Here is a 24369-nt window from a genome sequence, read left to right on the forward strand (position 1 = left end):
AACTCAGGCTTTCAGTCTGTCCAACACCAGGCGGTAGCCCTGATGCGGCATCTCTTTGAGGAAACGGGCGACCCGCACGACGGTGGTCGGGCTGGCCTGGGCTTCGGCGGCGATCTCGCGGTACGACTTGCCCCCGGCGTCCAGCAGGCGGGCCACGGCCCAACGCTCCGTGAAGGCCCGCAGTTCGGCAGGGGTGCAGAGGTCCGCCAGGAAAGCCGCCACTTCCTCACGCGTTTCCAGCGTCAGGAGGGCGTCATGGAGGGCGTCACGGTTCGCGGGAGCGGTCATCCGCGTTCCAATATGATGTAACAGTGAAACAGGCAAGGCCATTTTGTCACGGACGGGATCGATGCTGTGACTTGCCAACACAGCCTTTCGTCGCCGATAGTTAGCGCTAACATTCGCCCGGCTTCGGGACGGATAACGCGGCCGCTATGGTCGCGACAAACAAGAAAGTTCCGGGGAGGAACCCAATGCTGCGCACCGTTTCCGTTCTCGCGCTGACGCTCGCCATCGCTCAGCCGGCCTACGCCCAGGACCATCGTCCGGACGTTCCCGCGGCCGCCCGCGCCAATCCGGCGAACTGGCCGCACGCCTCGTCGCCCGACGCGATGAGCGACGCCCGGACCGAGGCCTTCGTCGCCGAGCTGCTGGCCCGGATGACGGTTGAGGAAAAGGTGGGGCAGACGATCCAGGCCGACATCGCCTCGATCAGGCCCGAGGACCTGCTGACCTATCCGCTGGGCTCGATCCTGGCGGGCGGCAACTCGTCGCCGGGCGGAGATGAGCGCGCCTCGCCGCAGGCCTGGGTCGATCTGGCCCGCTCGTTCCGCGCCGCCGCCGCCGCCCGTCCGGGCGCGCGCGTGCCTCTGATCTACGGCATCGACGCCGTGCACGGGCACAACAACGTCGTCGGCGCCACCATCTTCCCGCACAACATCGGCCTCGGCGCCGCGCGGAATCCGGAGCTGATCCGCCAGATCGGCGAGGCGACCGCGCTGGAAGTCGCCGTCACCGGCGCTGACTGGACCTTCGGCCCGACGCTGGCGGTGCCGCGCGATGACCGTTGGGGCCGCGCCTATGAAGGCTATGCCGAGGACCCGGAAGTCCAGCGCAGCTACGCCGGCCCGATGACCCTGGGCCTGCAGGGCGAACTGTCGCCGGATCATCCGCTGGCCCCGGGCCGCATCGCCGGTTCGGCCAAGCACTTCCTCGCCGACGGCGGCACCCATAACGGCAAGGACCAGGGCGACTTCATCGGCTCCGAGCAGGAACTGGTCGACATCCATCTGGGCGGCTACGTCCAGGCGATCGACGCGGGCGTGCTGTCGGTCATGGCCAGCTTCTCGAGCTGGAACGGCTTCAAGCACTCGGGCAATCCGACCATCCTGCAGGACGTTCTGCACGGCCCGCTGGGCTTCGACGGCTTCGTGGTCTCGGACTGGAACGCCCACGGCCAGCTGCCGGGCTGCTCGAACGAGAGCTGCGCCGCCGCCTTCAACGCCGGCATCGACATGTTCATGGCGCCGGACAGCTGGAAGCCGCTGTACGAGAACACCCTGGCCCAGGTCCGCTCGGGCGAGATCAGCATGGCCCGTCTGGACGAGGCCGTGACCCGCATCCTGCGCGCCAAGGTCAAGGCGGGCCTGTTCGGGTCGACCTACGAGGTGGAAGGTCATTTCGAGCACCTCGGCTCGCCGGCCCACCGCGCCCTGGCCCGTCAGGCCGTGCGCGAGTCGCTGGTGCTGCTGAAGAACGAGGGCTCGGTCCTGCCGATCCGCTCGGGCGCGCGCGTGCTGGTCGCCGGGACGGCCGCCGATGACATCGGTCAGGCCTCGGGCGGCTGGACCCTGACCTGGCAGGGCACGGGCAACGCCAACAGCGACTTCCCCAACGGCCAGTCGATCTGGAGCGGCATCAACGAGGCCGTCACCGAGGGAGGCGGCACGGCGGTGCTGAGCGCCGACGGCGCCTTCACCGACAAGCCGGACGTGGCCATCGTGGTCTTCGGCGAGACGCCCTATGCCGAGTTCCAGGGCGACGTGGACACGCTGGACTTCGTCCCGACCGAACCGCTCGAGACCCTGCGCCGCCTGAAGGCCGCGGGCATTCCGACCGTGGCGGTCTTCCTGTCGGGCCGTCCGATGTGGGTGAACCCGGAGCTGAACCAGTCGGACGCCTTCGTCGCCGCCTGGCTGCCGGGCACCGAGGGCGCGGGCGTCGCCGATGTTCTGGTCGGCGACCGGGACGGCAAGCCGCGCCACGACTTCCGCGGGACCCTGTCGTTCTCCTGGCCGAAGGACGCTACCGGCGCGACCCTGAACCGCGGCCAGCCCGGCTATGATCCGCAGTTCGCCTACGGCTACGGCCTGACCTACGCGCGCGGCGGCGCCGTCCCGACCCTGTCGGAGAACTCCGGCGTGACCGGCGAAACCTCGGTGGTCGATCGCTACTTCGTCGGCGGTCAGTTCGTCTCGCCCTGGGCCCTGCTGCTGAACGACGCCGGTGGTCAGGCGAAGCCGACCCTGGGTATGGGCGGCGTCAGCCCGCGCGGCGCCATCGAAGCCTTCGTGGTCGATGACCGCGCCCAGGAAAGCGCCCGCCAGTTCCGCTGGAACGGCTCGGGCCACGGCGACGCCCAGGTCTGGGGCAGCGCCGTCGATCTGACCCGCCAGTCCAACGGCGAAATGGCGCTGAGCTTCCGCTACCGCGTCGATGCGCGTCCGTCCTCGGCGGTGTCGCTGAACCTGCAGGGCGGTTCGGTCGACATGACTTCGATCTTCAACGGCGCGCCGGTCGGGGAATGGCAGTCGGTGAAGATCCGCCTGTCCTGCTTCGGCGAGGCCGGCGCCAATCTGGGCGGCGTCGAGACCCCGTTCCAGTTGGGCACCTCGGGGACCTTCACCGTCTCGGTGTCGGAGATCCGTCTGGCCTCGAACGAGGGCGACACGGTCTGTCCGGCCCGATGACGTTTGAGCGCGTTGCAGGGGGCGGTTCAAACCGCCGCCCTTTGCTGCTCTGGTGATTGGTCACTAGATAGCGGGCATGGCGAAGAAGCCCGCTGCTCCGAAGAAATCCCTGACCGCGCCCAACCTGTCCGCCCTCGGCGCGGACCGGCTGGCGGGGCTGTTGATGGAGGTCGCGGGCGGCGACGCCCTGTGGAAGCGGCGCCTGCGCATGGAGCTGGCCGGCGAGGTCGGTGCGCCGGATCTGGCGCTGGAGCTGGACAAGCGGTTGACCACCCTGGGCGACAGCCGGGTGCGGGTGTCCTGGCGAAAGCGGCCCGAGCTCATCCGTGACCTGCAGAGCCTGCGGCGGATGATCGTCGACCGGCTGGCCCCGCTGGACGCCCGGCTGGCCTTTGACCGGATGGTGGCGTGGTTCGACCTCTACCCCGGCCTGACGGCGCGGGTGAAGGACCCGAAGGGCGAACTGGGCCTGCTGTTCGACGGCGCGACGGATGAGCTGGCCGCCCTGGCCTCGGCGCTGGGGCCGCAGGGCGCCGCGACGATCCTGTCGGACGCGCTGGCGACCCGGCTGTCCGAATGGGCGTCGTGGATCGGGCGAGGTGTCGGCGGTCTCAGCCCCGCGGTCGCTTCCGCAGTTCTGGCCGATCTGACGCAGGGCAAACCGCGCCCGACCGGAAGGCTGGCTCTTGTGGTCCGCAAGCTGGCCGAACGCAGCGGCGATCTGGACGCCTGGATCAGCGCCATTCCCGACGATGACCGCAAACGGCCCGAGGTCGGCGCGGTCATGGCCGCCCGGCTGGCCGGGGCGGGGCGGGTTTCGGAAGCGCGGACGGCGCTGGACGCGTCGCGGCCCGCTACGCCGGAGGAGCGCTGGTTCGAGGCCGAGATCACGGTGCTGGACGCCGAAGGGCGAACGGTCGAGGCCGACGACGCCCGTTGGGCCCTGTTCGAGCGCAGCCTGTCGCCCGACGCCCTGCGCGCCATCATCGCCCGGCTCCCGGACTTCGAGGACGTGGTCGCGCTGGACCGGGCCTTCGCCCACGCCGCGGGCTATTTCGACCCCGTGAAGGGGTTGGCCTTCCTGATGACCTGGCCCGCCCTGCGCGAGGCCGCGGAGATGATCGAGACCCGGGGCGGGGAGCTGCGCGGCGGGCATGAGGACACGGCCCTGTGGGCGTCGCGCCTGTCGGCCCGCTATCCGAAGGCGGCCCTGATCCTGCTGCGCGCGCGGGCGCGGACCCTCGTGCGTCTGGGCAGCGGCATGAGCGAGGAAGTCGAGGCGCTGGTCCACGAGGCGGAAAGCCTCGCCCCGCTGGCGGGGGACGACGGACATGCCGCCTTCGTCGCCGGCCTGCGCACCGATGTCGGGACAGGCCGGCTCCTGCGCCGCTAGCAGCCCGGCGCGGCGGCGGGCATGGGCGGGGACGCCAGCCCCGTGTTCCAGTTCCAGCCGAGACTTCCGGTCGCCCGGCGGCGGCACATGGTCTGTTCGTGCAGTTCGAACATGCCGGGGAAGACGGCCCGCTCGAGCGCGGGCTGGTCGCGGAAGATCATCCAGTTGCGCGCCTCGCCGTAGGGCGTCCAGTCCGGGGCCCCGGCGGCGACCGGCTGACCCGTGCGGGCGAAGCTGGTCCAGTAGCCGACCATGGCGTCCGACAGGCGGCGCTCATCGGGCGTATCGGGGATCGCGGGCCAGCGCGGCGGCGTCCGCTCCAGCGTGCCGAACATGTAGGGCAGCTCGCTGGCGTGGAAGCCGTGCAGGTTCGCCGCCTCCGTCGCCGGATAGCCGTGGTCGAACAGATACAGGAACGACGGATGGCCCGCGGCCGTCTGGGATCGCGCCAGCCGCTCGGAGGTCCAGCCGTACAGGGCGTCGCGGCTGGCCGCGAGGACGCTTTCGCCGACATCGGCGGAGGGATAGAGCGTCAGGAAGGCGTCGGCCATGTCGCCGTAGCGGTCGCGGATCATCCGCTCATAGTCGGCGGCGCTGCCGGGCGCGGCCGGGGCCAGCATGCGCAGAGAGCGGATTTCGCCGCTGTTGAAGCCCGTCAGCACCGGGACCTGGGCCTGCTCGCCCTGGTCGAAGACGTCGACGATCTGGCGGGGCAGGACCTTGCCGTCCACGGCGCCGAAGGTGGCGAAGCCGCTGAGCGCCGCCCGGTCGGTCAGGGTCTGGGCGTCCATGCCCCGCAGGGCGCGCAGGCCGGGCGCCTGCAGGGTCCGGGACAGGGCCGCGCCCGCATCCTGCGCTGACGGCGCGCCGAACCGGGCCTCAGTCAGTGCGGGCGTCGAGATCATGTAGGCGCTCTGGGCGATGGCCCGGTCAAACAGGCCGTGCGCCAGCGGGCTGCTCATCAGGTAGAGCACGCTCAGCCCGCCGGCGGACTCGCCCGCGATGGTGACGTTCTCCGGATCGCCGCCGAAGGCCGCGATGTTCCGCTTCACCCATTCCAGCGCGGCGACCTGGTCCATCAGGCCGTAGTTGCCGGAGATGCCCAGAGGGCTTTCGGCGCTCAGGTCCGGATGCGCCAGCCAGCCCAGCACGCCGAGGCGGTAGTTGATCGACACCACCACCACCCCCTCGCGGGCCAGCCGGGCGCCGTCATAAAGGGTCTCCTTGCTGGAGCCCGACACCAGGGCCCCGCCGTGGATCCAGACCAGAACCGGCGCCCGGCCTTCGGTCGCGGGCGTCCAGACGTTCAGCGTCAGGCAGTCCTCGCTCGTGGCGCCGATGTCGGATGAGTAGATGGTCTGGAAGACCGGCGTCGGCTGGATGCAGGCCGCGCCGTAGCGGGTGGCGTCGCGCACGCCGTCCCAGCGCGCGGGCGGCGCGGGCGGCCGCCAACGCATCTCTCCCACCGGCGGAGCGGCGTAGGGGATGCCCCTGAAGCCGGCGATCCCGTTTTCGGTCGTCCCCCGGAGCGCACCTGCGGGGGCGGTGACGGTCTGGGCGTCAGCGGTCGCCGCGCACGCGCCCAGGGCGAGGGCGCTCACCGCGATGGAGAGGAGGCGTCTCATCAGGCGGCGTCCTTCTTCAGCTCGCGACGGATCACCCGCGACAGCCACAGGAACAGGCCGATGGCCGCCAGATAGACGGGGATCAGGGTGTACAGGGCGATCTGCAGCGAGTTCTCCGGGTGGGTCGCGCGGAAGAAGTCACTGGCCGCGCCGACATAGGTGGGCCCGAAGCCCATGCCGATGAAGTTCATCACCAGCAGCAGCAGGGCGCCCGACATCACCCGCTGGTTCGGCTTCACCTCTTCCTGCACCAGCGCCACCGAGGACGACAGGTAGAAGTAGTTCAGGAAGTTCGGCCCGAGCATGAGAACCAGCGCCAGCGGCCACGACGGCGCCCAGACGAAGGCGATGTACAGCGGCAGGGCGAGGCTCAGCGAGAGGGCGGGCAGCAGGGCGTAGGCCGTCTTCGACCGCTTCGTATATTTGTCGAGCAGCCAGCCCGAGGCGAAGATGCCGCCCCCCATGCCGACGGCGACGACGAGGGCGTACCAGACGGCCACGTCGCCCAACTGCATGCCCTTCTCGCGCATCAGGAACAGGACGGCGAAATTGCCCAGGCCGTAGGTGACGATCTGGGTCACGCCGCTGCCCAGCGAAGCCAGCACCAGCACCGGGTTGGAGAAGAACATCCGGCAGGTGGCCCAGAACCCGGCCTTGGCGGGGATGGGAGCGGCTTCGCCGGCGACCGCCGCCGCCGAAGCGTCCAGACCGCCGCGTTTCGGTTCCTTCAGCAGGACCGGGGTGATCAGGGCGACCAGCACCCCCACCGCGCCGATGGCGATGAAGGCGTCGCGCCAGCTGAACGCCGCGGCGATCGAGGCGCCGAAGGCGATGCCCAGCGCCGCGCCGACGGGCGGGCCGAGGTTGTAGATGCCCAGCGCCATGCCGCGACGGCCCGGCGGGAAGTAGTCGGTGATGATCGCATAGGACGGCGGCACGCCCCCGGCCTCGCCGAAGGCCACGGTCATCCGCGACGCCGCCAGCTGGCCGAAGTTCTTCGACAGGCCGAAGGCGATGGTGGCGGCGCTCCAGATGCCGCAGGCGATGGAGACGACCCACACCCGGTTCGTCCGGTCCGCCAGCCAGCCCACAGGGATGGCGATGAAGCAGTAGAAGAATGCGAAATACAGCCCGCCCAGCAGGCCCAGCTGACCGTCCGTGACGTGCAGGGCGTCCTGGATCGGCTTGGCGAGGATCGACAGCAACTGGCGGTCTAGGAAGTTCAGCACATAGATGAACCACAGCACGCCCAGCGCGACCCAGGCGTTGCGCCCCACGCCGGGACGGACGTCGGGCGGACCTCCGGATTCAATCGGTGTGGCGCTCATGGGTCGTTTCCTCGATGCGGGTCTTGCGCCCGTCTGTCTCTTGGTGGCCGCCGGTCAGGCGGAGGTCATTCGTTCCGCTTGCGCCGCGCCTCGGCCCGGTCCCGGCAGACGCCGGTGAAGCCGTGGGCCATGAAGGCGGCCATGCGTTCCTTGATCGCGTCGAAGTCGTCCGACCGGCATTTGCCGCCGGACAGGTGATCGATCCGGCCCGTCCGGGCCAGGCTGAGGGTCAGGGCGCCGGTCACGAAGTGATAGCCCCAGAAGATGTCCTCTTCCGCGGCCTCGGGCATGGCCTGTTTCAGCAGGCCGATCAGGCGCAGCACGACGGGGTCGTAGAGCCGGTCCATGACCTCGGCGCCCCAGGCGGGGGTGTTGTTGATCTGGGCGCTCAGGGCGCCGAAATGCCGCCAGCCGTCGCCGCCGTTCGAATAGGTGTCCAGATCGGTGTCCAGGAAGGCGCGCAGGGCGCCCTCGACCGTCGGCTTGCCGTTCGCCGCCTTCTCATAGGCGTCCAGCGCCTCCATCCGGCGTCCGCTGGTCACCGGCGCCCGACGGGCCATGACCTTGTCGAACACCTCCTGCTTGTCCGTGAAGTAGTAGTGGACCAGCGACTTGTGGACCCCGACCTTGTCGGCGATGTCCTTGATCGTCACCCCGTAGAAGCCGTGCTGCGAGAACAGCTCCTCGGCCGCGTCCAGCAACTGCTCCAGGCTTTCGGCGCGTTGTTCGGCCTTCCGGCGGGGCTTGCGGGGCGGGGTGGTCATGGGCTGAACCTCACGGCGGTCCGGCGCGCCCGTCTGATGGAACGCCGACTCGTTGGGGGAGACGGCGCCCATCCTATGCGCCCCCATAGGTGGCGCGAAGCAGGGTCTTGTTGATCTTGCCGGTAGCCGCCAGCGGCATGGCCTCGACCCGGACGATGCGCTCGGGGATCCACCAGTCGGCGACCTGGCCCTTCAGCGTCGCCTTCAGGGCGGCGTCGTCCGGATCCTGCCCGCGCGCCGGTTCGATGATCATCAGCGGGCGCTCGCCCCATCGCGGATCGGCCCGGCCGATCACCGCCACCAGCCCGACGGAGGGCAGGGCGCCGATGATTTCCTCGATCTCCACCGGATTGATCCATTCGCCTCCGGACTTGATCAGGTCCTTGGAGCGTCCCGCCAGCGTCAGGTTCCCGGCATCGTCCAGCGAGGCGAGATCGCCGGTGTCGAACCAGCCTTCCGCATCGACGGCCGGGGCGTCGGCGCCGAAATAGCGGTTCACCACGCTCTGGCCCTTCACCTTCAGGTGGCCGACGGCGTTGCGTTGATCGGGCAGGGGGATGTTGTCGGCGTCGGTCAGCAGCAGGTCCAGCCCCAGCGGCGGCCGTCCCGATCCGCGCGCGGCGCCCGGCTTGTCGGTGCGGGGCGAGATGGCGCCCAAGGGCGACAGCTCGGTCATGCCCCAGCTGGTCTGGACGGTGGCGCCGAGCCGGCTCTCCATCCGCTTCAGCAGGCTGTCGGGGCAGGTCGAGCCGCCGATGATGATGCGTTGCAGGCTGGGGGTCTGGCCGCCGGTCGCGTCGAGATGGTCCAGCAGGCCCAGCCACACTGTCGGCACTCCGACGGCCACGGTCACCTGATGCCGCTCGATCAGTCGCGCCAGACTGGCGCCGTCGGTCACCCGCCCTGGCAGGACCAGTTGCGCTCCGACCGCCGGCGCCGCGAACGGCAGGCCCCAGGCGTTGGCGTGGAACATCGGCACCGCCACCAGCACCGTGTCGTCGGCGGTCAGGGCGATGGAGTCCGCCTGCAGGGCGCGCAGGGTGTGCAGATAGTTGGAGCGATGGGTGTAGGCGACGCCCTTGGGCGCGCCGGTGGTGCCGGAGGTGAAGCACAGCCCCGCCAGCGACTGCTCGTCGAAATCGCCCCATGTCGCCGGCCGCCCGCGTTCGGCCAGCAGGGGCTCCAGCTCCAGAATCTCGGGGCGTCCCGCCTCGGGCGTCTCGCCGTCCAGAAGGATCAGCCGTTCCAGCGACGGGCAGGCGTCCAGCAGGGCCTCGGCCATGTCGCGCAGGCCTGATCCGACGGCGAGGACGCGATCGTCCGCCTTGGCCACCATGGCGGCCAGATGCGCCACCGTCAGCCGGGGGTTGAGGGTATGGCAGACGATGCCCGCGCCCATGGCGGCGTACCAGACCTCGACATGGTGCTGCGTGTTCCAGGCGAGGGTGGCGATCCGGTCCCCGGGCTTCAGACCGAGGTCCAGCAAGGCGCCTGACAGCCGGTTGGCGCGCTCACGCAGGTCGGCGTAGCCGAGGCTGACGTCGCCGTCCTCGCCCGCGGCGGTGATCACCCGGGCGGCGCCGTGCCAGCGGGCGCCGTGCTCGAGGAAACGATCCACGGTCAGGGCGTAGTCCTGCATGAAGCCGGGGTTGGGGGCGGTCATCCTTGACGGTGGTCCGGGCGATTACTGGGAAGGGAAGGGGAAAGGGGGGACGACAGCCGGGGCCGTCGTCCCCGGCCGGTCAGAACGTGCGTGTCAGGTTCACGCCGAACTGACGCGGCGGTCCGGCGTAACGCAGGCCCGCGTTGATCGAGGCGATGTAGGTCTGGTCGGTCGCGTTCAGCGCATAGGCCGCCAGGGTCCAGTCGTCGGTCTTGTAGCTGAGCAGCAGGTTGACCAGGTTCCGGGCCTCGAGCTCGTCGCCCAGCGCCTCGTTATTGAAGATGGTCGTGTAGGACTCGCCGATGTGGGCGTAGTCCATTCGGGGCGACAGCACCGCGCCGTTCGGCAGATGGAAGTCGTACTGGACGCCGATGTTGAAGGTCAGCTCCGGCGCATAGCTCTGCCGGTTGCCGCTCAGGTTCTGGCAGTTGGCGCTGGTCGGGCCGGTGTTGGCGTCGCAGACGCCGGTGCGGGTCAGGCGCGGGTCGGCGGCGTAGAAGGTGCCGAGTTCCGAGTTCGAGACGGCGGCGCCGACATCGACGGTCCAGTCATCGACACGGATCTGGGCCGAGCCCTCGATGCCCATCAGGACGGTCTCGTCCTCGACGTTCATGATCGACGAGAACAGCGGATACTCCGGGTCCCCGATGGCGACCTGGAAGCCCTCATAGACCATGTAGTAGGCGCCCAGCTGGGTGCGGACGCGGCCGTCGAACATCGTCGACTTCCAGCCGATCTCGTAGTCGATGACGTCTTCCGGGCCGAAGTCGCGCGGCGGCACATAGAAGTTCGGCGCGTTCAGCCCGCCCATCTTGAAGCCCGTCGCGACGAAGCCGTAGACGAAGTTGTTGTCGTCGACCTTGTAGTTGATCGACAGCTTGCCGGTGGTCTTTTCGGCGGTGACCTCGGAGTCCTGGAACAGGACCAGGCCGAAGGCCGGATAGGTCGTGTAGACGTCGTCGTTGGTCGAGGTGGACTCCGACCAGCGGGCGCCCAGCTGGATCTGCAGCCGGTCCGAGACGTCGTAGCTGATCTGGCCGAAGACGGCCCTGGTCTCCTTCGGCGTCTCGCCGAAGATGTAGTAGTCGATCACGCCCTCGGGGAAGCCGACGTGATAGGCGCCCTGCGGGAAGGTGGTGACCGGGAAGACCACGTCGTCATGCTGCCAGAAGGCGCCCAGCAGCCAGGTCAGGCGCTGGTTGTCCGGCGAGACGATGTTGAACTCCTGAGACCAGACCTCTTCCTCGACGCGGTCGTAGAAGGTGTTGTTCAGCGCGCTGGTGCCGTCCAGATCGGTCGAGAACTCGCTGATGCCGTCCTGGTAGCCGGTGATCGACCGCAGGGTGACGCCGTTGTCCAGCACATAGCTGACGTTCAGCGAGACCCGCGCCGTCTCGTCCTTGCCCGAGTGCGGGCCGTTGGCGGTGATCTCGAACGGATCGTTGGTCGCGCGCGACGGGTCAGCCGGATAGCCGCCGAAGTCGAGGCTGTTGTAGTCCGCCTTCACCAGCACGCGCAGGGCGTCGGTCGGCGTCCACAGGACGCTGGCGCGGACGCTGTTCATGTCGACCTCGCCGGGGCTGCCGCTGTAGGCGCCGGTGATGTCGTGGAAGCTCGAGCGCTGCTCGCTGTTCACGGCGAAGCGGGCGGCGAGATTGTCCGTCAGGGGCACGTTGACCGCGCCCTGGAACTTCAGGTGATCGTAGTTGCCGATCTGCCCCATCACATAGCCGTTCACGCCCGAGAAGTCGGGGTTGCGCGAGGTGATGAAGACCGCGCCGCCGGTCGCGTTGGTGCCGGCGAAGGTGCCCTGCGGGCCGCGCAGCAGTTCGACGCTGCCGATGTCGTAATAGGGTTCGGTCTGGAAGTAGCCGGGGAAGGCCGGAACGCCGTCGCGATACGTGGTGACGCCCACGCCGATAGCCGTGGTGGGCTCGGACTTGCCGATGCCGCGGACGTTGAAATAGTTGCCCTGGCCGAAGTTCTGCACCGTCGTGGACGGGGCCACGAACTGCAGTTGCTCCAGCGAGAAGACGCCGCGGTCGTCCAGGCTCTCGCCCGACAGGACGGTGGCGGCGACGGCGGTTTCCTGAAGATTGGTCGTGCGGCGCTCGGCCGTGACGACGACCTCGCCCAGGGACGTGGCGTCCTGGTCGTCAGTGGTCTGCGGCGCAGCGTCCTGGGCCTGCGCGGCTCCGGTCCACAGCAGGACGGCGGCGGATGTGGTCAGCCAGAGCTTGCGCCCCATGGTCTTCCTCCCTCGATGTTTCCTCGGACGCTCTGACGGCGTCATCGCAGCGAACGTCTCACCGATTCCGGACATCGTCAATCCTCACTCGTCGGCTAGTGAACATTGACCTTTCGGTCAGGATCATCAGAGTGCGGCCCCCGAAACGGGAAGCGCGGCAAGGTCCGCGACAGGGAGAGAAGCAACCATGTCCATCGATCTCAGCGGCCGCGTGGCCATCGTCACCGGCGCCGGCGGCGGACTGGGCCGCAGCCATGCGCTGGCGCTGGCCCGGTACGGCGCGAAGGTGGTCGTCAATGATCTCCAGCCCGCCGCCTGCGAGGCCGTGGCGGCCGAGATCACGGCCGCGGGCGGCGAGGCCCTGCCGTGGACCTGCAGCGTGACGGACCGCGAGGGCGTCTTCGCCATGGTCGCCGGGGTGATGGACCACTGGGGGCGGATCGACATCCTGGTCGCCAACGCGGGCATCCTGCGCGACCGCACCTTCGCCAACATGGATCTGGATGACTTCGCGCTGGTCCTGGACGTGCACCTGATGGGCTCGGTCAATCTGACCAAGGCGGCCTGGCCCCACATGCGCGAGCAGGGTTATGGCCGGGTGATCTTCACCACCTCTTCGTCAGGCCTGTACGGGAACTTCGGCCAGGCCAACTACGGCGCCGCCAAGATGGCGCTGGTCGGCCTGATGCAGACCCTGGCGCTGGAGGGCCGCAAATTCGATATCCGCGTGAACTGCCTGGCGCCCAGCGCGGCGACGCAGATGACCGAGAGCCTCTACTCCGAGGACGATCTGAAGGGGCTGTCGACCGATTTGGTCAGCCCCGGCGTGGTGGCGCTGGCGTCGGAGAACGCCCCGACGCGGGCGATCCTGCTGGCGGGCGCGGGCGCGTTCGAGCAGGCGCACATCACCATGACGCAGGGCATCCACCTCGGCGCCGCGCCGGATGCGGCGGACCGGATCGAGGCGCAATGGTCGCGGATCAGCGACCGCGCCGCCGAACAGGTCCCGGAGTCCGGGGCGGCCCAGTACACCCATGAGGTCAACCATCCCGACCGTGTTCGCGGCGATGCGCTGACGGCGGCCTGAGGATCAGGTCATTGGGGCGGCGGTCGTCCGGTCGCTGTCTTCGGCCGGTGCGCCCAGCCGGTCGGGGTCGTGCCGGTCAGGCGGCGGAACAGCTTGTAGAAGCGCGAGCTGCTCAGGCCGGTCAGGGCCGTCGCCTCGGCGCGGGTGAGGGGGCGGCCCAGCGTATCGATCTTCAGGCAGGCGGCGTGGATCAGTCGCGCATGGCGATCCGCCAGCGGCGGTTCTTCCGGACGACAGCGCGCGCATGGCCGGAAGCCGGTCGCCCGGGCCTCGGCCAGGGTGTCGTGCAGCCGGATATTCTCCGGACGGGCGTGGCGCGCTGGACAGGTCGGGCGGCAGTAGACCCCGGTGGTCACGACCGAAGACCAGAACCGACCCTCGGCCGCCGGGTCGCGTCGGTACAGCTGATCGAGACGGAGGTCGCGCGACGTGCGGGGCGGCGGGGCCGCGAAGGCTGATGTCGAGGGCATCAGGAGAGGGGAGAATGGGCGCGCCGATCGGGGGCGAATGACGCGCCCATCCCTTCCATCAGAAGCGGCGGATGTAGCTCACCGACCAGACGTCGGCTTCGCCGGTGTCGTCGGTGAAGTCACGGCGGGTCCAGTCAACCCGCAGACCGTCGTTTCTGAAGAAGGCGGTGGCCCCGAGGCCGTAGTTGAAGCTCTCGCCGTCGCCCTCGACGCTGACCCCGCCCGAGGTGGCCTCGATGGCGGTGGTGCCGTAGCCGACGCGGGCGAAGACTTCGAAATTCTCACCCACCGGAAGCAGGGCCACGGCGTAGGCGGCGGCGTCATGCTTCAGTTCGATCGAACCGGACGAGCCGCCGATGGAGACGTCATAGTCCTCGTCCTGCACGCCGAAGCCGGCTTCGCCCTCGACGGCGATCCACGGCAGGATCTTGTAGCCGAGGCGGCCGGTGACGGCGCCCAGTTCGGCCTGGCCGGTGTCCACGGCGCTGTAGCCGAGGCCGCCGTAGAAGCGGGTTTCGTCCTGCGCGAAGGCGACGCCCGGCAGGGAAAGGAGAAGGAAGGCGGAGGCCGCGATCGCGGTCTTGGACATGGGAAGGCTCGTCTTTTCAGAAGGTCGGGAGAAGTGCGGGGCCGTGATCCCGGCCCTGTTTTCAGGACGCCGTCCGAACGGCGGCGCCTTACGCTTCCCTGCCGATTTTCGTCAGAAGGCGGCCTCGAAGGTCAGGCGGACCGTCAAGGGGCGCACGGGCGCGGCCTGCGGCTCGGACAACTGGTACGGCGAGCCGATGCCGTAGCGGATGCCGCGGGTGTCGAACGGATTGGAGATGCGCAGCACCGCGGCGCGCCGCTCGTCCCCGAGCCGTGCCGTCAGCTCCGCGCGCAGATAACCCCCTTGCGGCACGTCGAGCATAGGCCCGACGCCGAGGCGCGACTGGCCCACATAGCGGAAGTCCGCCCCGAGGCTCAGCGGCAGGCCGGCGATCTCGCCGGGCGCCCAGTCTAGACTCATCTGCGCGCCGACCGGGGCGACGTTGGGAATGTCGGTCGTGCCGCCGCCGATGGTGCTGTAGCGGGTGCGGGTCAGGCTGCTTTCGTTCAGGAATACCCCGGCGGAGACATCCAGGTTTTCCAGCGGGTGCCAGCCGGCCTTCACCGAGATGAAGTGGATGACGCCGTCGCCCACATTGTCGGTGACCAGATCGCCGCCCTCGGTGACGACGTCGGCCTGGACATCGCGCCAGTCCATCCAGCCGGCGGACATTTCGGCGGAGACGCCGCCCCAGAGCTCGCGGGTGCGCGCGCCGAACTCCAGCAGGGTGACTCGGTCGCCCTGGTATCGGGCGAAGGCGCCGCCGGCCTCGTTCACGCCCGCCGGACGGACCGCCTGTTCGAAACGGCCGAACAGGGTCAGGGCGGGCGTCGCGTCCCAGCGCGCCGACAGGCTGGGGGTCAGCCGCCAGCTCACGCCCCGGCGGTCGTCGGCGACGCGCAGCCCCACCGCCACGTCTTCAAGATTGCTGTCGATACTGACGGCCGACAGGCGGGCGCCGATGGCGACGCGCCAGTTCGGGGCCGGCGACAGGGCGGCCTCGCCGAAGGCGGCGACCTCGGCGAAGCTGCGGGTCAGGTCCACGCCCTGCTGCAGGGCGGGCGTGATGACCAGGCCGAGCCGACGGCGTTCGACCAGCACCTCGCCCAGTCCCACCGTTGCGCCGCCCGACCAGCTCCAGCCGTCGCCCGCGTTCATCTCGATGCGGGTTTCCGAGGAGACGGCGAACAGGCTCTGCCGCCGGTCGACGGCGCTCGGGAAAGGATCGCCCGGCTGGGTGGCGTCGAACCGTTCGGTCAGTCGCTGCTGCGACAGACTGGTCGCCGAGGTCAGGGTGGCGCGGCCGATCCTGCGACGGGCGGTCAGGCCGACAATGGCGATGCTGCTCTCATAGGGCTCCAGCACCCGTCCCGAACGACTGAAGCCGGTCTCGCCCGCCGGAACGGTCTGGGCGTCGTCGGCCGACACCTTTTGCATCATGCCCGTCAGGTCGATGCTCCACGCATCGTCCGTCCAGCGCAGGGCCAGCCGCCCGCCGACCGTATCAATGCCGTCCATGGGCCCGAGCGCCTGCCCGGGATTGTCCAGGAAACCGCCGTCGTGGCGGCCGTAGGCGACCAGACGAGCGGCCGCCCGGTCGCCGAAAGCCCGGTTCACGACGACGGCGGCCTCACGGCTGTCCTCTCCGCCCGAGGTCATGCCGCCGCCGATGATGAAGCGGGCGGTGTCTTCGGCAAGGACCGGCGCCTCGGGCTGGATGCGCAGCACCCCGCCGATCGACCCGGCGCCGAAACGCGTCCCTTGCGGTCCCTCGAAGACCTCGATCCGGCGGATGTCGATCAGGGCCACGTCCGGGTCCGGCGCGCCGTAGCCCAGCCGCAGGTCGCCCAGATACTGGCCGACGGTCGCCTGCAGGGGGCCGTTCATCGCCGAGTCCGACAGGCCGCGCACGAACAGCTTGTTGCGGCCGGTGCCCTGCCGGGTGGAGTCGACCGTGGCGGACAGGTCCGCGACCGCCTCGCTGGCCGGGGCGCCCTCGATCCGCTCCAGCGCACCGGGCGTGATCAGGCTGCGGCCCGAGGCGTCGCGCAGGCCCACGGGCGGGACTGCGGTGACGATCACCTCGGTCAGCGTCGTGGGCTCCGCAACCACGGGAGGGAGCGCAGGCGGCGGGGCGGTCGGGCGACGCGGCGGGGGAGGGGCCGCCTCGATCCGGTAGACCCCGTCGCCGATCCGGACCGCGCGGGCGCCGAGCGGGCGCAGGAGCCGGTCCAGCGCGGCCTCCGGCGTCATCCGTCCACGCAGGGCGGGCGTCCGGCGGCCGGCCAGATCCGCCGTGATCACCACGTCGATCCCTGCCTGCGCGGCCAGGCGGTTGATCGTCGGCACCGCCGCGCCCGACCTCAGGTCAAAGGTCTGCGGAGCGCCGGCCTGAAGGGTCAGCAGGCCCGCGGCCAGCCATGCGGCGGCCGTCACGGCGCCGGACGCGGTTCCAGCCGCCAGCCCTGCGCGTCCTCGACCACGGTCACGCCCAGCAGCAGTTCCAGTCGCGCCTTCTGGTCGCGGGGCGAGGCGGTCGTCGTCAGGCTGCCGCTGAAGCGGCGATCGGCCAGCCCCGGCGCCAGACGGACCGGACGGTTTAGGGCGCGGGACAGGTCCTCGGCGACCACGTCCAGTCGCTCGTTGTTCCAGGACAGCCGACCTTCGCGCCAGCCGTCGACGGCCTCGACGTCCACCGGACGATGCTCCAGCCCGCGGGAGGAGGCGATCACGCTGTCGCCCGGGTTCAGCACCGCGCTGCCGTTGGTCGCGTCGACGCGGACCGCGCCCTCGGACACCGCGACGCGGACGCCGTCCTGCAGGCGGGTCACGTCGAACACCGTGCCCAGGTCGGTCAGTGTCGTGTCGCCGACGGTGACGAGGAAGGGACGGGTCTCGTCGTGGGTGACCTCGAACAGGGCGCGCCCGGCTTCCAGCTTCACTTCACGCGGCTTGCGCCGGTCCATCGCCAGTCGCGCGCCGCCGTCCATGATCACCTGCGAGCCGTCGGCCAGGGTCAGGGTGCGTTGCTGGCCCGGCACGGTCTCGACCGACCAGGGCTGGGGCCGCTGGCTCCACCCGATCCAGCCGACGCCGAGCGCCAGCACGGCGACCGCGGCCGCCAGGGCGGCCCGTCGCGACATCGGGAAGGTCACGCCGCGACGCGCCACGGGCCGGGCGCGGACCGGCGCGCTCTCCAGGGCCTCGACGGCGTCGCCTTCGCGCTCGGCCAGACGCCAGTAAGTCTCGGCACGACGCGGATCGGCGGCCAGCCAGGCGTCCCAGGCGTCCCACTGGTCGAACTCGGGATCATTGACCCGGACCAACCAGTCCAGGGCCTCCCGTTCGATCTGAATGTCCGTGGCGCTCATCCCCATGCCTCCAGGACGCCGCCGAAAAGCATTTGCCTCATGCCTGGTCCCCCCCGAGATCCAGAATTGCGGCATAGACCCGCCGCAGGTGTTTCTCCACCGTGCTCAGCCCCATGCCGAATTCCTCGGCCAGGCGCCGCTGGGTGACCCCGTCGATGCGGTGGCGGCGGAACAGGGCGGCGGCCGGATCGCCGATCGCCGCCAGTCGCGCCTCGACCTCGGCCAGTGTCTGGGCGGCGATCAGACGGCGCTCGGCGTTCGCCGCCTCCACGCTGTCCTCCGGCAGGTTGGCGGGGCTGGACCAGGCCGCGTCCCGCGCCGCCGAGCGTCGGGAGCCGCGTCTGCGGTCCAGAACGGCGGTGTAGACCATCCGCAGCAGATAGGCCTGCGGATTGGCGATCGGGCCTTCGGCGTTGCGGATTTTCAGCCAGACGTCCTGGACTACATCCTCGGCGTCGCCGGCCGCGCCCATGGCGGCGGCGCGCCGGACCAGGGCCGGGCGCATCTCGGCGAACACCGCCTCAAGCCCGGCGACCGGATTGTCGGAGGATGGTTCCATCAGCGCGGCCCTTAGACCTGCAACTGAGGCGAAATCTCGACCAAGCGCTAGAGGACGGAATGCAGCACCGCGCCGCCGGTCACCGCGGCTTCAAAATCCGCGTGGCAGGCGGGGTCCGGCGCCCAGGCGACGAAGCCGCCCGCAGCCGTCTGCCGCGCCTGCACCGCGGCGACCAGGTCGGCCGCGATCCGGTGCGGATCGATCAGGTCGAAGGCCGTGACCCACCGGACCACCAGAATCTCCAGATCGGCGGAGGTCAGGGCGACGTCATAGGACAGCAGCGCCCGGGGCATCGCGCCGGCGAACCCCCCGAACACGCCGCCCTCGCTTCGGGATCGGGCCAGCCGGGCCGCCCAGGTCTCCGGGGTCAGCGTCGATTCATACAGCCGCGCCAACGCGAAGGTCGGCATGGCGTCGTCCGGGCTCAGCAGGCGCACATCCAGCAGCATGGACCCCTGATGCCCGGATACGGCGTCGAGGGCTTTGATTTCGGTCAATCCGGTTTGCGTCGTCCGCAACCCTCGACATAGACTGCCAGTCGCCCATGCTAGAGCTTCGTTCCCTCCCGAATGATTGCGCCAATCGGCGTAGCGAGGCGGCCTGTGTCGGCTGCGGCGCGCGGGCGTTCAGCGTCTGCGGAAACCTTGCGCCGGCGGATCTGGCGCGGCTGGACGCCATCGTGGAGCGTACGGCGCTGAAGGCGGGCGAAAGCCTGACCCGCGAGGGCGATCCGGCGACCCACGTGTTCAACATCACCTCCGGCTCGGTGCGCGTCTACAAGCTGCTGCCGGACGGCCGTCGCCAGATCACCGGCTTCCTGTTCGCGGGGGATTTCGTCGGACTGGCCAGCGGGTCCGACTACGCCTTCGCCGCCGAGGCGATCGAGGACGTCACCCTGTGCCGGTTCCGGAAGACCGAGTACCGGGCCCTGATCCGGGAAACGCCGTCGCTGGAGGAGGCGCTGCTGGACCGCGCCACCCACGAACTCGCCGCCGCCCAGAACCAGATGCTGCTGCTGGGCCGCAAGCGGGCGCAGGAGCGGATCGCCTCCTTCCTGCTCGATCTTCCCGCGCGTGACCCGATCCGTCCGCCGGTCGAAGGGCATGTGCACCTGCCGATGACCCGGTCCGAGATCGCCGACTACCTGGGGTTGACCATCGAGACCGTCAGCCGGGAGCTCAGCAAGCTGAAGGCCGCGGGCGTGATCCGCCTGATCTCCCTGCATGAGCTGCTGGTGCTCCAGCCGGGTCGCCTGCGCGATATCGCGGAAGGCCTCGACTAGGCCGCGGCGGACCGGTCGACGGCCCCCAGCCTGACGCCGCCGTCCGGCTCCAGACCCAGCACCTCGGTCCGGGTGTCGCACAGGGCCATCGGCGCGACGCGGTGGCTGACCATGATCAGGCCCTGCCCCCGCGCGGTCAGGCGGCGATCAAGCGCCTCCAGAACCCGGGCCTCGGTTTCGGCGTCCAGCCCCTCGGTCGGTTCGTCCAGCAGCAGCCAGGGCGCGTCGCGCAACAGGGCGCGGGCCAGTCCCAGCCGCCGCCGTTCCCCGCCGGAGAGTCGCTCGCCGTTCGGGCCCACACGCGCGGCCAATCCCGCCGGATCGGCGCGAACCCGGTCGGCCAGACCGGCGTCTTCCAGCGCCGCCCACAGCGCCGCTTCGTCAGCCGGGCCCGCCAGCAGCAGATTGCCGCGCACTGTGTCGTCCAGCAACCGGAGGTCCTGCGCCGCATAGGCGAACAGGCGGCGCCGGACGTCCGGGGCGAGGTCTGCGACGTCGACGCCGCCCAGCAGGAGTTCTCGCGGTCGGGCCTCGCGCAGGCCGCAGAGGCGTTCAATCAGGCTGGTCTTTCCCGCGCCCGACGGACCGTAGAGGCCCAGTCGCGCGGGCGGGGCGAGCGTCTGGCCCGTCCCCGGGATCGTCACATCCGTTCCGACAGGTCGTCCGCCGTGTGTGTGGGTCGGCTCTGACAGGGTGCGGTCCAGCCGCTCCAGCGCCTCTTCCGCCCGCCCGTTCTGGTGGAAGGCCCCGGCCAGACCGGCGGCGGCCTCGACGCCCATCACCGCGGCCAGCAGGGCCAGGGCGACCATCGGCTGCGCCGCGTCCCGCACGGCGATGGCGACCCCGGTCAGGGTCATCGCCGTGGCCGTCGCCTGCCAGGCGCTGATCCAGCCTCCGGCGCGGGTCAGGGCGATCTGGGCGCGGTCCGATCCGGCGGCGGCGGCGGCGACCTCGCGCGCGGCCCAGCCGTCCAGTCCATAGGCCTTCAGCTCCGGCGCGGCGGCCTCCAGCGCGGCCAGCCGGTCCTTCAGTTCGCCCGCGGCCACCTGCGCGCGCCGCCCCGCGGGCGCCGACAGCCGCCGGGCGATCCACAGGCTGCCGACGCAGGCGACGCCCACCCCCGCCAGCAGGGCGACGACCGCCCAGGGCGCGGCGATCGCGGCGAGCAGCAGGGCAGAGGCCAGCCCGGCGCCGAGGCTCCAGGGCGCGGAGCGCCGGACGAACACCGTCTGCACCGCGTCCACATCCTGAACCAGACGGGCCGACAGTTCGCCGCTCGACAGGCCGAGGGCGCGTTCAACGGGACCGGAGGCGACGGCGTCGAACAGCTGCGGACGCAGCCGGGCCAGGGCCTTCAGGGCCGCATCATGGCCCGCGATCCGCTCCACATACCGGGCGCCGGTGCGCAGGATGGCCAGCAGGCGGATGATGGCGCTCGGCATCATGTAGTTGAACGCCTGCGCCGCCGCGGCTCCGGCCCCCCCGGCCAGCGCCGCGCCCGTGATGAACCAGCCGGACAGGCCCAGCAGACAGACCGCGGCGACCGACACCACCGCGCCCGCGGCGGCGGCCAGCCTCAGCCGGTCACGCTGGGCCCGGTACTGATCGGCGACCAGGTCATGGATGCGCGTCGCGGTCCTCACAGCCGCACCACCCGGTTCGCCAAGGCGGCGACCGCTTCGGAATGGGTCGCGATCAGGGTGGTCCGCCCCTGCGCCGCGGCGTGGATGACGGACAGCATGGCCTGCTCCGAGACCGGGTCCAGATTGGCGGTAGGCTCGTCCAGCAAGAGGATCGGGGCGCGCTTCAGAATGGCGCGCGCCAGCCCCAGCCGTCGGCGCTCGCCGCCGGACAGGCCGCCGCCACGCTCATCGATCAGCCGGTCCAGGTCGGGCGTCAGGCCCGCGGTCCGGGCCGCCATGGCCAGTCGGCCGGGGCAGGCGGCGGGGTCCGCGAGGGCGATGTTGGCGCCCAGGGTTCCCGGGACCACGACCGGCGACTGCCCCGCCCAGGTGATGCGTCCGGCGAAGCCATCGCCCAGGGCGGCGCCGCCGACCTCGACCGCACCCGCTGAAAGCGGCGCCATCCCCAGCAGAAGGTGAAGGAGGCTGGATTTCCCGGCGCCGCTGGCGCCCAGCAGGGCGACGATCTCGCCGGGCGCGACGTCCAGGGTGAAGCCGGATACCGCGGGCGCGGTCGCCGGATCATAGGCGATGGCGACCTGCCGGAACCGGATCGCCGGAGGCAGGTCGCCGAGCGCGGCGGGCGACGGAGCGGCGGCGTCCGCCGTGGCCAGAGACGGAGCGGCGGCCTCGGCCGCCTGCCGGTCGTGATAAGCCGCGGCCAGGCGGCGAAGGGGCTGATAGACCTCGGGCGCCAGCGCCAGCACGAAGAAGGCGCGGGCGAGGTCCAGCTTCTCCGGCGCGGGGAAGGGCAGGAGGCCGAGCAGGTTGAACCCGCAGTAGACCGCGATCAGGGCGACCGCGAGGGCCGAGAAGAACTCCAGCACGCCGGATGACACGAAGGCGATCCGCATGACTCGGCTGGTCCGCACCTCCAGCTCCGCGGCGTCGCGGGCGATCTCCGCGGTGGTGCGATCAACGGCGTTGAAGGCGAGGACCGCGGGCAGCGCGCGGATGCGGTCGATGAACAGGCCGGAAAGGCGTTCCAGGGCCTCGAACTGCCGTCGGCTCTCGCGCGTCGCGGCGGTCCCGGCCAGGGCCATGCCGCAGATGAAGGGGAACAGGGTGAAGACCAGCACGCCCGCCGCGACGGGACTGGCGCAGGCCGCGGCCGCGATGATCAGCAGGGGCGACAGGGCGGCGGCGAGCTTCAGGGGGGCGAAGCGGGAGAAGTAGCCGTCCAGGGCGTCGACGCCCTCGACCACCGCCGTCAGCCGGCCGGTGTCCCGGCGTCCCCGTCCGAAAAGGTCCGTGAGCAGGCGGTCCCGCACGTCCGCCTTCACGGCCCGGCCCATCCGCGCGCCGACCGAGGTCGCCGCCTGCCCCAGCAGGCCGCGGACCAGCAGGCTGCCGACGGCCAGCGCCAGCCACGGCGCGGCGGAGACGGGGTCCGCGCCGAAGCGGACCACGCTCATCGACAGGCCCGCGGCGAACCCGATCGCGGGCGCCACATCCAGGATCGTCAGGACCGCCGCCAGTCCGGCCAGCCGCCGCCACGGCCGACCGGCTTTCCCGAGCCAGGCGGCCGGCGTCTCATCGGTGATCGGCGCGGCGGTCATCATCCTACTCCAGGCCCGGCCGCCGTCCGACACCAGCGGACAAAGCGTCGCTGGACGAAACGTCCGAGGGCAATGCGTCCAGTTAAATTACGCCCTCGGCGCGCGCTTTGATCGAAATCAAGGCGGCGCCCTCGCCGGACTTCTAGGGCACGATCTAACGCCGGTCGTCGTGCCCGGTGCGCTGGAGCAATGCCATGATCGACCTGGCGGTCGTCGACCTCTCCCGGCTGCAGTTCGCGCTGACAGCCCTTTATCACTTCCTGTTCGTGCCCCTGACCCTGGGGCTGTCGTTCATGCTGGTCATCATGGAGTCGATCTACGTGATGACCCGCCGGCCGATCTGGCGGACCATCACCCGCTTCTGGGGCGTGCTGTTCGGCATCAATTTCGTGCTCGGCGTGGCCACCGGCATCACCATGGAATTCCAGTTCGGCATGAACTGGAGCTATTACAGCCACTACGTCGGCGACATCTTCGGGGCCCCGCTGGCCATCGAGGGACTGATGGCCTTCTTCCTCGAGGCCACCTTCGTCGGGCTGATGTTCTTCGGCTGGGACAAGCTGAAGCCACACGCGCACCTGTTCGTCACTTTCATGGTCGCGCTGGGCACCAATCTGTCGGCCCTGTGGATCCTCATCGCCAACGGCTGGATGCAGAACCCGGTCGGCGCGGCGTTCAATCCGGACACGATGCGGATGGAAGTCACGGACTTCATGGCCGTGCTGTTCAACCCGGTGGCCCAGGCCAAGTTCGTGCACACCGTCAGCGCCGGCTATGTCTGCGCCTCGGTCTTCGTGCTGGGCGTCTCGGCCTTCTACCTGCTGAAGGGCAAGCACGTCGGTTTCGCCAAGCGCTCGATGACCGTCGCCGCCGCCTTCGGCCTGGCCTCCTCCCTCTCCGTCGTCGTGCTGGGCGACCAGTCCGGCTATGCCCTGACCGACAACCAGAAAATGAAGCTGGCGGCCCTCGAGGCCATGTGGCGCACCGAACCCGCGCCGGCCGGCCTGACCCTGATCGGCATCCCCAGCATGAAGGACCGCGAGACCCACTATGGCGTCCACGTGCCGTGGGTCATGGGGCTGATCGCCACCCGCACCATCGACAAGCCGGTCGAGGGCATCTTCGAGCTGGTCGCCACCGCCGAGACGCGGATCGAGTCCGGCGTGATCGCCTATGACGCCCTGCAGAAGGTGAAGGCCAATCCGCAGGACAAGGCCGCGCGCGGCGTGTTCGAGACCCACCGTCGCGACCTGGGCTACGGCCTGCTGCTCAAGCGACATGTCGCCGACCCTCGTCAGGCCTCGCCCGAGCTGATCCGGCAGACCGCCTGGGAGACCGTGCCGAACGTGCCGGTCCTGTTCTGGAGCTTCCGCGTGATGGCGGGTGTCGGGATGTTCCTGATCGCCATGTTCGCCACGGCCTTCGTGCTGTGCACCCTGCGCAAGCACCAGACGAAGTGGTTCCTCCGGCTCGCGGTTCTGGCCATCCCCCTCCCGTGGGTCGCCATCGAGTTCGGCTGGATCCTGGCCGAGTTCGGTCGCCAGCCGTGGGCGGTGGAAGGCGTCCTGCCGACCTTCCTCGGCGCGTCCAGCCTGACCGTCCCGCAACTGTGGGCCACCATTGTCGGCTTCACCGTCCTGTACGGCGCCCTCGCCGTCGTCGAGGTGCGGCTGATGCTCCACGCCATCAAGAAGGGGCCGTTCCACGAACAGGAGACGTTCGGCGAAGCCGACCCCGATCAGCCCGGCGACCGCGCTCCCGCGCCGGCCGTGGCCTGACC

19 protein-coding genes are annotated in these 24369 nt (G+C 70.4%); 5 read left to right on the plus strand and 14 right to left on the minus strand.

Annotated features, from left to right (window positions below):
• Nucleotides 1-3 precede the first annotated feature (3 nt).
• Nucleotides 4-288, minus strand: coding sequence for a YerC/YecD family TrpR-related protein (locus VGE03_RS07670; protein WP_331045889.1), 285 nt, complete (start codon nucleotides 286-288; stop codon nucleotides 4-6).
• A 185-nt stretch (nucleotides 289-473) separates the two neighbouring features.
• Here VGE03_RS07670 and VGE03_RS07675 point away from each other — a divergent pair, with 185 nt between their 5' ends.
• The gene (locus tag VGE03_RS07675) at nucleotides 474-2969 is read left to right on the plus strand and encodes an exo 1,3/1,4-beta-D-glucan glucohydrolase (RefSeq protein WP_331045890.1); all 2496 of its coding nucleotides are present in this window, start codon (nucleotides 474-476) and stop codon (nucleotides 2967-2969) included.
• Nucleotides 2970-3045: 76 nt separating this feature from the next.
• A complete protein-coding gene (locus tag VGE03_RS07680) occupies nucleotides 3046-4362 on the plus strand; it encodes a DUF6880 family protein (protein ID WP_331045891.1) in 1317 nt (438 codons plus the stop codon).
• Here VGE03_RS07680 and VGE03_RS07685 read toward each other — a convergent pair.
• The 5 genes from VGE03_RS07685 to VGE03_RS07705 all read right to left on the minus strand — a co-directional run bounded on the left by VGE03_RS07685 (nucleotide 4359) and on the right by VGE03_RS07705 (nucleotide 11990).
• Nucleotides 4359-5987, minus strand: coding sequence for a carboxylesterase/lipase family protein (locus VGE03_RS07685; protein ID WP_331045892.1), 1629 nt, complete (start codon nucleotides 5985-5987; stop codon nucleotides 4359-4361). The genes VGE03_RS07680 and VGE03_RS07685 overlap by 4 nt on opposite strands.
• A complete protein-coding gene (locus tag VGE03_RS07690; protein ID WP_331045893.1) occupies nucleotides 5987-7315 on the minus strand; it encodes an MFS transporter in 1329 nt (442 codons plus the stop codon). The genes VGE03_RS07685 and VGE03_RS07690 overlap by 1 nt, the downstream gene beginning before the upstream one ends.
• 65 nt (nucleotides 7316-7380) lie before the next feature.
• Complete coding sequence (locus tag VGE03_RS07695; protein ID WP_331045894.1) at nucleotides 7381-8079, minus strand: TetR/AcrR family transcriptional regulator; 699 nt, start codon at nucleotides 8077-8079, stop codon at nucleotides 7381-7383.
• 73 nt (nucleotides 8080-8152) lie between these two features.
• Complete coding sequence (locus VGE03_RS07700) at nucleotides 8153-9742, minus strand: AMP-binding protein (protein ID WP_331045895.1); 1590 nt, start codon at nucleotides 9740-9742, stop codon at nucleotides 8153-8155.
• 79 nt (nucleotides 9743-9821) lie between these two features.
• On the minus strand, nucleotides 9822-11990 hold the full coding sequence (locus VGE03_RS07705; protein WP_331045896.1) for a TonB-dependent receptor: 2169 nt from the start codon (nucleotides 11988-11990) through the stop codon (nucleotides 9822-9824).
• 187 nt (nucleotides 11991-12177) lie between these two features.
• Here VGE03_RS07705 and VGE03_RS07710 point away from each other — a divergent pair, with 187 nt between their 5' ends.
• On the plus strand, nucleotides 12178-13077 hold the full coding sequence (locus VGE03_RS07710) for an SDR family NAD(P)-dependent oxidoreductase (RefSeq protein ID WP_331045897.1): 900 nt from the start codon (nucleotides 12178-12180) through the stop codon (nucleotides 13075-13077).
• An 8-nt stretch (nucleotides 13078-13085) separates the two neighbouring features.
• Here VGE03_RS07710 and VGE03_RS07715 read toward each other — a convergent pair whose 3' ends face one another.
• From VGE03_RS07715 to VGE03_RS07740, 6 genes are all read right to left on the minus strand, one after another.
• Complete coding sequence (locus VGE03_RS07715) at nucleotides 13086-13547, minus strand: Ada metal-binding domain-containing protein (RefSeq protein ID WP_331045898.1); 462 nt, start codon at nucleotides 13545-13547, stop codon at nucleotides 13086-13088.
• Between the two features lie 58 nt (nucleotides 13548-13605).
• On the minus strand, nucleotides 13606-14136 hold the full coding sequence (locus tag VGE03_RS07720) for a porin family protein (RefSeq protein ID WP_331045899.1): 531 nt from the start codon (nucleotides 14134-14136) through the stop codon (nucleotides 13606-13608).
• Nucleotides 14137-14247: 111 nt separating this feature from the next.
• Nucleotides 14248-16572: a TonB-dependent receptor gene (locus VGE03_RS07725; RefSeq protein ID WP_331045900.1), complete on the minus strand. Its 2325-nt coding sequence runs from the start codon at nucleotides 16570-16572 to the stop codon at nucleotides 14248-14250.
• On the minus strand, nucleotides 16569-17507 hold the full coding sequence (locus VGE03_RS07730; RefSeq protein ID WP_331045901.1) for a FecR family protein: 939 nt from the start codon (nucleotides 17505-17507) through the stop codon (nucleotides 16569-16571). Before VGE03_RS07730 ends, VGE03_RS07725 begins: the two co-directional genes overlap by 4 nt.
• Before the next feature lie 37 nt (nucleotides 17508-17544).
• The gene (locus VGE03_RS07735) at nucleotides 17545-18066 is read right to left on the minus strand and encodes a sigma-70 family RNA polymerase sigma factor (protein WP_331045902.1); all 522 of its coding nucleotides are present in this window, start codon (nucleotides 18064-18066) and stop codon (nucleotides 17545-17547) included.
• Between the two features lie 47 nt (nucleotides 18067-18113).
• Complete coding sequence (locus tag VGE03_RS07740; protein WP_331045903.1) at nucleotides 18114-18563, minus strand: hypothetical protein; 450 nt, start codon at nucleotides 18561-18563, stop codon at nucleotides 18114-18116.
• 47 nt (nucleotides 18564-18610) lie between these two features.
• Here VGE03_RS07740 and VGE03_RS07745 point away from each other — a divergent pair, with 47 nt between their 5' ends.
• Nucleotides 18611-19348: a Crp/Fnr family transcriptional regulator gene (locus tag VGE03_RS07745; RefSeq protein ID WP_331045904.1), complete on the plus strand. Its 738-nt coding sequence runs from the start codon at nucleotides 18611-18613 to the stop codon at nucleotides 19346-19348.
• Here the strand turns inward: VGE03_RS07745 and VGE03_RS07750 are convergent.
• Nucleotides 19345-20991 (minus strand): amino acid ABC transporter ATP-binding/permease protein, encoded by a 1647-nt coding sequence (locus VGE03_RS07750; protein ID WP_331045905.1) that lies wholly within the window; start codon nucleotides 20989-20991, stop codon nucleotides 19345-19347. The two genes, VGE03_RS07745 and VGE03_RS07750, sit on opposite strands and share 4 nt — an antisense overlap.
• Nucleotides 20988-22589, minus strand: coding sequence for a thiol reductant ABC exporter subunit CydD (cydD, locus tag VGE03_RS07755; RefSeq protein ID WP_331045906.1), 1602 nt, complete (start codon nucleotides 22587-22589; stop codon nucleotides 20988-20990). The genes VGE03_RS07750 and cydD overlap by 4 nt, the downstream gene beginning before the upstream one ends.
• A 197-nt stretch (nucleotides 22590-22786) precedes the next feature.
• Here cydD and VGE03_RS07760 point away from each other — a divergent pair, with 197 nt between their 5' ends.
• Complete coding sequence (locus VGE03_RS07760) at nucleotides 22787-24367, plus strand: cytochrome ubiquinol oxidase subunit I (RefSeq protein WP_331045937.1); 1581 nt, start codon at nucleotides 22787-22789, stop codon at nucleotides 24365-24367.
• Nucleotides 24368-24369: the final 2 nt, after the last annotated feature.

It is taken from the genome of Brevundimonas sp., assembly GCF_036400995.1.
GTDB lineage: Bacteria > Pseudomonadota > Alphaproteobacteria > Caulobacterales > Caulobacteraceae > Brevundimonas.

Coding starts and splice junctions, on each gene's coding strand:
- VGE03_RS07670 (WP_331045889.1), bottom strand. CDS start 288: ATGACCGCTCCCGCGAACCGTGACGCCCTCCATGACGCCCTCCTGACG.
- VGE03_RS07675 (WP_331045890.1), top strand. CDS start 474: ATGCTGCGCACCGTTTCCGTTCTCGCGCTGACGCTCGCCATCGCTCAG.
- VGE03_RS07680 (WP_331045891.1), top strand. CDS start 3,046: ATGGCGAAGAAGCCCGCTGCTCCGAAGAAATCCCTGACCGCGCCCAAC.
- VGE03_RS07685 (WP_331045892.1), bottom strand. CDS start 5,987: ATGAGACGCCTCCTCTCCATCGCGGTGAGCGCCCTCGCCCTGGGCGCG.
- VGE03_RS07690 (WP_331045893.1), bottom strand. CDS start 7,315: ATGAGCGCCACACCGATTGAATCCGGAGGTCCGCCCGACGTCCGTCCC.
- VGE03_RS07695 (WP_331045894.1), bottom strand. CDS start 8,079: ATGACCACCCCGCCCCGCAAGCCCCGCCGGAAGGCCGAACAACGCGCC.
- VGE03_RS07700 (WP_331045895.1), bottom strand. CDS start 9,742: ATGACCGCCCCCAACCCCGGCTTCATGCAGGACTACGCCCTGACCGTG.
- VGE03_RS07705 (WP_331045896.1), bottom strand. CDS start 11,990: ATGGGGCGCAAGCTCTGGCTGACCACATCCGCCGCCGTCCTGCTGTGG.
- VGE03_RS07710 (WP_331045897.1), top strand. CDS start 12,178: ATGTCCATCGATCTCAGCGGCCGCGTGGCCATCGTCACCGGCGCCGGC.
- VGE03_RS07715 (WP_331045898.1), bottom strand. CDS start 13,547: ATGCCCTCGACATCAGCCTTCGCGGCCCCGCCGCCCCGCACGTCGCGC.
- VGE03_RS07720 (WP_331045899.1), bottom strand. CDS start 14,136: ATGTCCAAGACCGCGATCGCGGCCTCCGCCTTCCTTCTCCTTTCCCTG.
- VGE03_RS07730 (WP_331045901.1), bottom strand. CDS start 17,507: ATGAGCGCCACGGACATTCAGATCGAACGGGAGGCCCTGGACTGGTTG.
- VGE03_RS07735 (WP_331045902.1), bottom strand. CDS start 18,066: ATGGAACCATCCTCCGACAATCCGGTCGCCGGGCTTGAGGCGGTGTTC.
- VGE03_RS07745 (WP_331045904.1), top strand. CDS start 18,611: ATGCTAGAGCTTCGTTCCCTCCCGAATGATTGCGCCAATCGGCGTAGC.
- cydD (WP_331045906.1), bottom strand. CDS start 22,589: ATGACCGCCGCGCCGATCACCGATGAGACGCCGGCCGCCTGGCTCGGG.